General features: G+C 33.4%; 11 protein-coding genes and 1 pseudogene. 3 read left to right on the top strand and 9 right to left on the bottom strand.

All coding sequences use genetic code 11. The features are described from left to right. The 7 genes and pseudogenes from BHU68_RS16600 to BHU68_RS11950 form a co-directional block, all read right to left on the bottom strand. Positions 1-229, bottom strand: a 229-nt coding sequence (locus BHU68_RS16600; RefSeq protein ID WP_141700082.1) for a MerR family transcriptional regulator, incomplete at its 3' end; no start/stop codon positions are given. 37 nt (positions 230-266) lie between these two features. Beyond that, the gene (locus BHU68_RS11975) at positions 267-650 is read right to left on the bottom strand and encodes an HNH endonuclease (RefSeq protein ID WP_069471874.1); all 384 of its coding nucleotides are present in this window, start codon (positions 648-650) and stop codon (positions 267-269) included. Further along, positions 643-1,761, bottom strand: a complete 1,119-nt coding sequence (locus BHU68_RS11970; protein WP_069471873.1) for an AAA family ATPase — start codon at positions 1,759-1,761, stop codon at positions 643-645. Before BHU68_RS11970 ends, BHU68_RS11975 begins: the two co-directional genes overlap by 8 nt. A gap of 57 nt (positions 1,762-1,818) precedes the next feature. After that, complete coding sequence (locus tag BHU68_RS11965; RefSeq protein ID WP_069471872.1) at positions 1,819-2,061, bottom strand: hypothetical protein; 243 nt, start codon at positions 2,059-2,061, stop codon at positions 1,819-1,821. Next, positions 2,054-2,386: a hypothetical protein gene (locus BHU68_RS11960; RefSeq protein ID WP_069471871.1), complete on the bottom strand. Its 333-nt coding sequence runs from the start codon at positions 2,384-2,386 to the stop codon at positions 2,054-2,056. Before BHU68_RS11960 ends, BHU68_RS11965 begins: the two co-directional genes overlap by 8 nt. A 76-nt stretch (positions 2,387-2,462) precedes the next feature. Further along, positions 2,463-2,889, bottom strand: a pseudogene (locus tag BHU68_RS18415) (sterol desaturase family protein). A 101-nt stretch (positions 2,890-2,990) separates the two neighbouring features. Beyond that, on the bottom strand, positions 2,991-4,022 hold the full coding sequence (locus tag BHU68_RS11950) for an LbtU family siderophore porin (RefSeq protein WP_069471869.1): 1,032 nt from the start codon (positions 4,020-4,022) through the stop codon (positions 2,991-2,993). 93 nt (positions 4,023-4,115) lie between these two features. Here BHU68_RS11950 and BHU68_RS16590 point away from each other — a divergent pair, with 93 nt between their 5' ends. Continuing rightward, positions 4,116-4,271, top strand: a complete 156-nt coding sequence (locus BHU68_RS16590) for a DUF481 domain-containing protein (protein WP_083234169.1) — start codon at positions 4,116-4,118, stop codon at positions 4,269-4,271. Here the strand turns inward: BHU68_RS16590 and BHU68_RS11945 are convergent. Next, positions 4,268-4,579, bottom strand: coding sequence for a hypothetical protein (locus tag BHU68_RS11945; RefSeq protein WP_069471868.1), 312 nt, complete (start codon positions 4,577-4,579; stop codon positions 4,268-4,270). The two genes, BHU68_RS16590 and BHU68_RS11945, sit on opposite strands and share 4 nt — an antisense overlap. A 69-nt stretch (positions 4,580-4,648) precedes the next feature. On the opposite strand from BHU68_RS11945, the gene BHU68_RS11940 reads away from it, so the two are divergent. Together BHU68_RS11940 and BHU68_RS11935 are read left to right on the top strand one after the other, a co-directional pair. After that, entirely contained in the window at positions 4,649-7,774 is a 3,126-nt protein-coding gene (locus tag BHU68_RS11940; protein WP_069472831.1) for a DUF349 domain-containing protein, read from the top strand. After that, entirely contained in the window at positions 7,771-8,661 is an 891-nt protein-coding gene (locus tag BHU68_RS11935; RefSeq protein WP_069471891.1) for a glycosyltransferase family 2 protein, read from the top strand. The genes BHU68_RS11940 and BHU68_RS11935 overlap by 4 nt, the downstream gene beginning before the upstream one ends. Here the strand turns inward: BHU68_RS11935 and BHU68_RS17755 are convergent. Continuing rightward, positions 8,651-8,872: hypothetical protein (locus BHU68_RS17755; protein ID WP_216115534.1), on the bottom strand; the 222-nt coding region annotated here is incomplete at its 5' end. The two genes, BHU68_RS11935 and BHU68_RS17755, sit on opposite strands and share 11 nt — an antisense overlap.

Below are 8,872 nucleotides of genomic sequence, written 5' to 3'. Positions count from 1 at the left end.
TATCATTTTTTTGACTTGCACTTGAAACACGATAATATACAATGAACTTTTTTTTAGTATTGTTTTTAGCAATACCCATATATTCCAAATACTGATTGTGTGTATAATATCGACGATTTGTGGCAGTCCGGTGTGCTTTAAATTTACCAAGCCGATCCAATTTTTGGAGTGTTTTGACTGATCTATTAATAAGTTTAGCAAATTCATTTAACCGATATGTAGGTTTCATTCCTATATTATATCATATAAGTTCACATAATTTACTACTAATTATTAACTCTTTTACCTGTCAACTCAAGTGGAAATTGGTTAGATTTTTTGCTATTACATGCTGAGCATACCAGTATCAAATTGCTCCATTCATAAGTTAGCCAGTAATAACCAGTATGTGATCTGTCATCATGAATACGCTTTTTGGGACGATAATGATCAACTTGTAATGCTGCTCCCGCAGTAGTATCAGTTTCACAATAGCCACATTTACGATGGTAAATTTGGTTTTTTAACACTTCATAAGTTGCATCCCTATAATAATAAGAACTGAAATTATGCTTGTCTTTTTCAATGAGTGTCTTTTTGATTTGATTTTGGCAACCCTTAGTATTTAAACCAACAGGTAGATTATTGTAGTCTTTTTTAACGCTAATCATTGGTTATAAATAAATCGTCTGGAAAATCATCTTTACTTTCTTCAAATGCTTTGAGACTGGCTCGAATTTCATCATTTAATTTGGCTTCATCATAAGTTTCCTCAGTTCTAATTAAGCTTAAACTGCGATTATTTTCTGGCTTAATATCTAAATCAAAAAGCGGTGAACTCAATAAAATATTCGGCAATAAGTTTCTAATATTCATATGAATTTTTTCTATATGAATACCCTGTTCTTTAGAACGTTTGACTTTAAGAAAAACCGAATTTTCGGGTGCGCCCAAAAATGGAATCACGCTATGAGTAGATGCAATAAATTGCACTTTGGGAAAAACTGCCGATAACAGAGACGGCAATTGACGTTGCCATTTAGGATGTAAGTGTAAATCAAGTTCATCAATTAAGATGATACCACAAAAATATTGAGGTTCAATCACTGAAGGTTGTTGTTGATAAAAACGAATCAACATATCTCCAATCATGGCAATGATACTTTTATGCCCAGACGCTAATTTTCTAAAGGCTATTGGCTGATAAGTTTGGTAGTTACCAGCATTTTCTTTTTCAATATAAACAATTTCATCTTTCTCATTGACTTGTATATCAGCAATATAAGGTAATAATTTCAGTAATGTTTTTTTGATAATTGAATATTTGGGATTTTGTTTGAGATAGCTAATAAAAAACTCATATTCAATGCTTAATAAAACACCATCGGTATTAAATAAGCCATAAGTTGTCGTGCTTTTTTCGGAGACTTCATTGCGTGTTTGCTGATTTTGAATTTCTAATCTGGAAGATCCATAAGCAACAAACTGAGTAAAAGGTTGAAACTCTGGCGTTCCTAAGCGATTAATCTGATTATTACCGTGGTTATTAAATTCTACAGTGATTTGACAATCACTTTCTGTAAGGATTCTTTTGTTATCTTGATTCCCAAATAAACCAATGGCAATTGCTTGTAGTACGCTGGTTTTACCAAATCCATTTTCTCCAGTTAAAAATATCCATTGGGTTTCGTAAGGCATATCAGTGATATTAGTTTTAATAATGCCTTGGTAATTTTCGATTTGAATTCGTTTAATTGCACAAGGCAAGATTAATTCTTTCATTATTTTTTCTCAGTGCTAAATAAAATATGTAAACCCTACGGATTATTTGTCTGAACCCTACTTTGAAATCAAATGTTCATAACGCCGATCAGTTAGAGTATTTAGAAACGCAACTAAGGCTTTTATTTTTCTATCTGAGAATTTTTTGCCTTTTATCAACTTCTTCATGTTGACTGTTTCTGGAACTTGTGCCTGTTTCCAAGGTTTTTGGGTTTCTGGATTGTGTGTTCTGCTTGAACTTAGGTATTTGTCATAAAATTCTATCACGGTTGTCAGTTCTCTGAATACTCCGTTATGCATCCTTAATTTTACCATCATGTTTTTTATCTGTAATTAAAGGGTTGGCAAGTAAGCCATGATCTATTATGCCTTGTTCTCTTGCTGTATCGCTTGTACGTTTTAGTTGGTGACAGGATGAGCAGTTGGTGTTGTTATTAGAGAAAAATAATGATCGTCCCAAGTCTTCTAAATCTGTTAATTCATATTCTCCGCGCAGATAGCTATCATATTTGCTGTCAAAAGGTGCAAATTCATCTGTTTGTTCAAATTTAGCAATACTTAGTGTCATTGCATCGTAGGCTTTATCAGCATCATTAATATTAAAATGAAAGTCTGGTGCAATCATCGCCTAGTGATACTGCTAGACCATTATTTCTATTGTCAATAAATCCATGTTCTGGATTGTGACATTGGGCGCAGTCTTAAAATTGAAATAATTGATAAAATTTAGCAAAATTTTTCATTTCTGCCTTCTCAATTCCTAATGTGATAAATTTAACTTGTTTTGAATAAGTTAAAGAACCAAAAATTAAGTCCCAAATTGCTAAAAAACCTCCATAATTGCGATTGTTATGCAATTTTGAATGGTGAATTTGGTGCTGATAAGGTGAAATCAAAATTTTTTCTACAAACCGTGGGTATGATAGCTTAATGTGAGAATGACGCAAATTTGAGCCTATCAGTGAAAACATAAAACCAATAACGATAAAACGTAAATGGATTCAGCACTTTGGCACTGTGATGTACTTTGTGAAATTCCCATAAAATGGGAATGCTATGTAATAAGCGATGTAATAAGTAGCGAGTTAAATCACTAAAGATAAACAAAGACAAGGTAAATAATACCATAATCTCTGTATAATTAAATGAATTAATTCTTATCCAGCCAAATTGATTGATTAACCAATTGTTTACAAAAAATGTAACTTCTGTGGCTCTTAGTTTTTTAATTAAAATTCAACAGCTAATTGTAAGATTGCACCATGACCATCCTTACCAGTTCCACCATCAGCGATGTCATAATCTTCATCAAAAGTATATTCTAAAGATAATGTAGTATTATCAAAGATTCCTACTGATGCTGTAGCTAAATAGCGTCTTTCTGGTAAGTCAAGTGCTAATCCAATTTCTTCTAAACCTTGATAACCCACAGCAAATGTTGTTTCTTTTCCAGCAATTGGAAAGGTATAACCAAGTTCTGCATTCCAAGCTTTAGGCTCTGCACCAACACCATTAAACGCAAGATGACTAGATTTAAATTGATCTAAAGCTGTAATATATTCACCAATAAAACTAACTGGACCAACTTTTAATAATAAATATGCAGCTAAACCATTAACTTCTTCATAAGCTAGTAAACTGGTTGCGCCTAAAGCGTCAGTTAAACCATCTGAATCAGAAATATCATTAATAAAACCAACACCTACATCAAAATTATATTGATCAGTTTCTTGAGCAAAACCCACATTAAAACCATATTTATCAATTAAATCTTCAGCGGCAGAATCTTGAGTAGAACCATTAAATCCATAAACTGTTGCATAAACACCACCCATTTCTGCACCTAACAATACTGCTTGTTCTCTAGCTTCACCGATTTCTAAAGTCAATGGATCAGAAACCATATGTGATTCATAGTTACCAAATGGTAAATACATTTGCCCTAATGAAAGATAAAGCGGTGATAACTCTGTATTACCTAAAGTAATTTTAGCTTCATCGACTTCAAAGTCTGTAGCACCTTCTTCATAAAGAAAACTAATCAAGCCAGTAGCCCATTTATTTACTTTGGCTTCAAAGGCAAAACCAAGTTCATCAACTGCAATATCACTAGTATTAACTTCATCAAAGCCACGATTATAACGACCCTCTAATGAGACCAAACCACTGAAACGTACTCCTGTATCTGACTCTTTAGCTTGTAATAAAAAGCTACTCAACATAGTAGCTATAATTATGTTACTGATAATAATTTTTTTCATATTTGTTAAAATTAATGTTTAAGATGTTGGTTAAGCTATTAGAAAATCATACCGCATATGATAATCGTTTTCATTTACAATTGCAACTAAAAGATGAAACCACTAATATATATAAAAGCTTTTATATTTTATGTCAATGAAATATTTGATGTAAGTATTGTTTATAAGGTTAATTATTCCAATGAACCAGTGCTGGGCAAAAAAGCTACTGATAGCTCTTTAACAACAAATTTAGTGTATAAATTTTAAGATTTGTTGTTTGAACAATCAAAACAATAATCACAAGGTTTTCCGAATAGATTTGGAATACATGACCATCCGGGTGGTAGTTCTTCGTCAAGTTCTTGATTCTTAAAATGTCCTTCATAAGCCACATTTTGAAAGCGGCTAATTTTGCCACAGCCACTACATACAAATGTAGTGGTAACAAGATGTTTTCTTAAAACTGGTTTATCATTTCTTGTATTTTTTCGCCATGCTGATATTATAATATATAGACTGAATATAAAGATTAAAATAAATGGTCCAATTTGATGGAGGTTCTCTAATGAAAACATAAATTAGTTTGATTAAGTTAAAAACAACAACGAATTTTCAATGTAACCGATTTAAACTCTGAACAATCTATGATTCTTTCCAATTTCATTAAGCCTAAATGGCAACATAGTAATCCTAATATTCGTCGTTCTGTAATTGATGGATTAGACGATACTGCAATTTTACATGAAATAGCACAAAATGATACAGCGGCTGAGGTGAGACAAGCTGCATTAAAAAAAATCAATGACTTAAATATTTTAGATACCATTGTACATAATGACAATGATAAAAATGTGCAAGCAGTCGCTCAACAACGCATAAAACAATTACTATGCACTCAATTTCTTAGCTTAGAACAGCGTATAGCTTGGATTAATAAAACTAATGATGCTGAACAAATAGCAGAAGTAGCTACTAAGGCAGAAGAAGTTGAACTACGATTAGCCGCTATTGCAAAGCTTGAACGTGAAGGTTTGTTAGGTGATATTGTTATCAACGATTCTGTTAGTGAAGTGCGTTTAACTGTGTTGGAAAAATTAACACAAAAATCTACCTTAGAAAGAGTAGTTAAAGCCACTCGTAATACTGATAAACGACTATATCGTAGAGCGCGTGAAAAATTGGATGAAGTAATTGAACAGATAGAACGCCCTGCACGAGTCTATGCTGAATATGAGGCTATTTGTACTAAGTTAAATGCTTTAGAAAAGCGTTTAAATAGCGGTATGTCTGATGTACAAATGACTAGCAAGAATGCTAAATTATTGAAAACTCAACAGTTAGAATTCAATAACTTAAAAAAAACATGGCTAACTATAGCTGAATATGCTGAGCCTGAGTGTCAAAGCCGCTATACTGAATTAGAACAAAAAGTAAAACTCGCTTTTGAAAAACATGAACAAGCATTAAAAGCAATACAAGCACGTGAAGAAGTCTTAGCACCTATACGTGAATCTAAGCAAACTGTATCTACGAAACTCGAAGCTTTGTTGATTGACTTAAAAAAACATCAAAGTCTTGATAATAAAACCCATGAAGATTTCACGGAAAAATTTACTGCTTTAGAAACTGAATGGAATTACATCCCTACATTAGATGATTCTGATGAAGAATCTAATTGGCAAGCTCGTTTTAAACGCTTTGCTGAAGCAATACAAAAACGACATCAAAATTTACGTCAAATTTATCAAGCTACTGAACAATTAGAAGCCTTATGTAATGAAACAGATAAATTACTAAGTAGCAAAGTTACTACCGAACAATTAACCAAACTTAAAGCGCGTTGGCAGAAGGTGCATTTACCAGAACCAGCAGTGGAATTAAATAACCGCTTTAAGAAAAATATGACTGCCTTAGAGCAACGTTTACAAGCGCAAAATGAAAAACATAAGCAGACAGTCAATAAACTCAAAACCTTACTAAATGAATTAGAAGCCACTTTAGAAAAAGGTGAATTAAAAACAGCTATTTCCCTAGATGAAAAAGCTACTAAATTATTAAAAACAATCAAAGATAAGTCAAATCGTGCCCTTTTAGATAAACGTCTGCAACAATGCAAGCTTAAAATTAATGAGTTGCGTAGTTGGCAAAGTTGGGGTGGCAAAGTTGAACGAGAAAACTTATGTCAAAAAATAAGTAATTTGCTTGAAACAGAAGAAACAGCTGAAAAACTTTTAGAAATGGTTTTACAAGCACAAGAAGCTTGGAAAAAATTGGGTTCCAGTGGTTATTCACAACAACTTTGGAAACAATTTAATGATAATTGCCAACAAGTTTATCGCAAATATCGAGAAGACTTATGTCAACAAGTAGAAGAATTACAGAAAACTTCGGCAGATAAACCAGAAGAATCGGCTAAAGTAATCAATAACTATCAACAAACTTGGAAAAACCTTGGTTCTCAAGGAAATTCAGATCAAATCTGGAAACGTTTTAATGATGCTTGTCAAACTGCTTATGAGCCTTGTAAGGCTTATTTTCATGACAAATCTAATCAACGTGAACAAAATTTATTGCAAAAACAGGCTTTATCTGAACAGTTAGAAACTTATGCTAATAATACAGATTGGCAAAACGTTGAGTGGAAACAAGTCTCTAATTTTGTGCGCGATGCTGAAAATAAGTGGAAAACTATTGGAGCTACTGATAGAAAATTCAAAAAAAGCATTGAAAAACGTTTTAACAGCGCGTTACAAGTATTAACAACATTTTTAGATAATGAGCGTTTGCGTAATTGTCACCAAAGAGTGCAGCTATATTTACAGGTTGTAGGAATAGTTAATCATTTTGAAGATTTTATTGCTACTAATGCTGATGTTAAGCTGATTGAATCGACTCTTAATGAAGCAATTGAGGATTTAAAGACATTACAAACTCAATGGAAAGTAACAATTCCCGGCTCACGTCGTGTTGAACGTGAATTTTGGACTAGCTTTCGTAGCAGTTGTGATAAATTATTTAATTATCGTCAGCAACAAATTGATGAACAAAGCCATGAGTTACAAACTTATTTGGATAAAAAAACTGCTATATGTGATGAAATTCATATAATTGTGAATGATGATAGTATCATTATCAGTTCAGATCAACTCAAACAATTCCGAGATCAATGGCAAAATATTAAAGCTGATTGGAAGCAAATTGGTAATATTGCACGGCGTAGAAAAGCTAAAGCTGTAGAAACTGTTGAAAAACGATTTGAAGCAGTTTATAAAAAACTGAGAAATCAATATCAGAAACAATTAGCAAATGAACAACGCGATCAATTAGATCAACTTAGACAAAAAGCCGCTTTATGTGCTGAAGTTGAACAAGCTACAGAATTTGATGATGCAATTCAAAATCGTTGGGAAGAATTGGCTCCATTACAAAATTCTGAATTTGAAACTGCGATTCAACAACGATTCCAAAAAGCTTGTAACAATGCTGAAGATATTGTTAATACCAAGGGCATAGAAGAAAAGCAAACATATTGTATTCGTATGGAAATCTTAGCCGGTATTGACTCTCCAGCAGAAGCAGCACAAGCACGATTAGCTTATCAAGTAGATCGTTTATCGGCTGCTATGAGTGGTGGAGAAAAAACATCTATGAATCCACAACAAGAAGCCTTAGATATTGAACAAAATTGGTATTTAAGTGCCGCTGTGAGTCGCGAACAAACTAAAATTTTAGAACAACGTTTTAATAAGGCTTATCAAGCACTGCAATGAAATTAAGCATAGTTTTCTTAAACTATAATCGGGTTGCTGAAACCCGATACACCTTAGAACAGTTATCACGATTAGTGAATAATCGTGACGATATTGAGGTTATTGCTGTTGATAATGGTTCCAGTGATGGCACTAAAGAGTTTTTACAAACTCAGACAAGTTGGGTGCATGTTATATCTATAGCAGATAACACTGGAATTGCTGGTTATAATCAAGGTTTCAAACTAGCCAAGGGTGATTATATTCTGGTTTTGGATGATGATTCACATCCAGTTGATAATATCACTTTGGATCGTATGATTCACCACTTAGACACACGCCCTGATATTGGTATTGTCGCTTGTAGGATTGAATCTGCTAATGGTGAAAGGTTTCAAACTTGGCATTTACCTGAAGATGATATAGCTACAACATCAATGGCATTTGTTGCTTGTGGTTTTACCATTCGTCGTAGCTTATTTGAAAAAATCGGCTGGTATCCAGAAGATTTTTTTCTATATCAAAACGAAATGGAAGTGGCTATTAAGGTATTACAACAGGATTATAAAATATATTATGATCCGCAATGTAGAGTCGTTCATCGCCAAGCACCACAAGGGCGTACCGGTTGGCGACAAGTATATTATCCAACGCGCAATAGCATTTGGTTAATACGTCGCTATGTTCCCTATCCCGGTGCAGCTTATTTAATTGCATCACGGCTATTTTTTGGTTTAATTCGCGCTGTACAATCCTTAGAAATTAAGTGTTATTACCAAGCCATGCGTGACGCTTTTACAACACCGATAAAAGCAGAAAAATTATCTAAATCTGTACGTAAACAACTGACAATATTTTGGCGACAAAATAGTTTTTGGCACCAATTGACTGGAAAAGTTAGAAATTAAAGTCAAGAAGCTTTGTAGCTTTGTAGAGTGGGTAGAGTGACAACGAAACCCACCTGGAAAAGTTAGAAATTAAAGTCAAGAAGCTTTGTAGCTTTGTAGGGTGGGTAGAGTGACAACGAAACCCACCATTTTCGATGGTTTTGGTGGGTTTCGTAGATACAGTTTGCTTAGATTCACGTATAGGTGCTAAGACTTCTTCACGTGCTTGTAT

It is taken from the genome of Candidatus Marithrix sp. Canyon 246, assembly GCF_001723685.1.
GTDB lineage: Bacteria > Pseudomonadota > Gammaproteobacteria > Beggiatoales > Beggiatoaceae > Marithrix.
Note: the sequence above shows the minus strand (reverse complement) of the source record. Positions and strands in the feature narration are given on the sequence as shown.

What these genes read in the sequence shown, in the direction of transcription:
- BHU68_RS11975 (WP_069471874.1), bottom strand. Translation starts at nt 650, where the DNA reads ATGATTAGCGTTAAAAAAGACTACAATAATCTACCTGTTGGTTTAAAT.
- BHU68_RS11970 (WP_069471873.1), bottom strand. Translation starts at nt 1,761, where the DNA reads ATGAAAGAATTAATCTTGCCTTGTGCAATTAAACGAATTCAAATCGAA.
- BHU68_RS11965 (WP_069471872.1), bottom strand. Translation starts at nt 2,061, where the DNA reads ATGCATAACGGAGTATTCAGAGAACTGACAACCGTGATAGAATTTTAT.
- BHU68_RS11960 (WP_069471871.1), bottom strand. Translation starts at nt 2,386, where the DNA reads ATGATTGCACCAGACTTTCATTTTAATATTAATGATGCTGATAAAGCC.
- BHU68_RS11950 (WP_069471869.1), bottom strand. Translation starts at nt 4,022, where the DNA reads ATGAAAAAAATTATTATCAGTAACATAATTATAGCTACTATGTTGAGT.
- BHU68_RS16590 (WP_083234169.1), top strand. Translation starts at nt 4,116, where the DNA reads ATGAAACCACTAATATATATAAAAGCTTTTATATTTTATGTCAATGAA.
- BHU68_RS11945 (WP_069471868.1), bottom strand. Translation starts at nt 4,579, where the DNA reads ATGTTTTCATTAGAGAACCTCCATCAAATTGGACCATTTATTTTAATC.
- BHU68_RS11940 (WP_069472831.1), top strand. Translation starts at nt 4,649, where the DNA reads ATGATTCTTTCCAATTTCATTAAGCCTAAATGGCAACATAGTAATCCT.
- BHU68_RS11935 (WP_069471891.1), top strand. Translation starts at nt 7,771, where the DNA reads ATGAAATTAAGCATAGTTTTCTTAAACTATAATCGGGTTGCTGAAACC.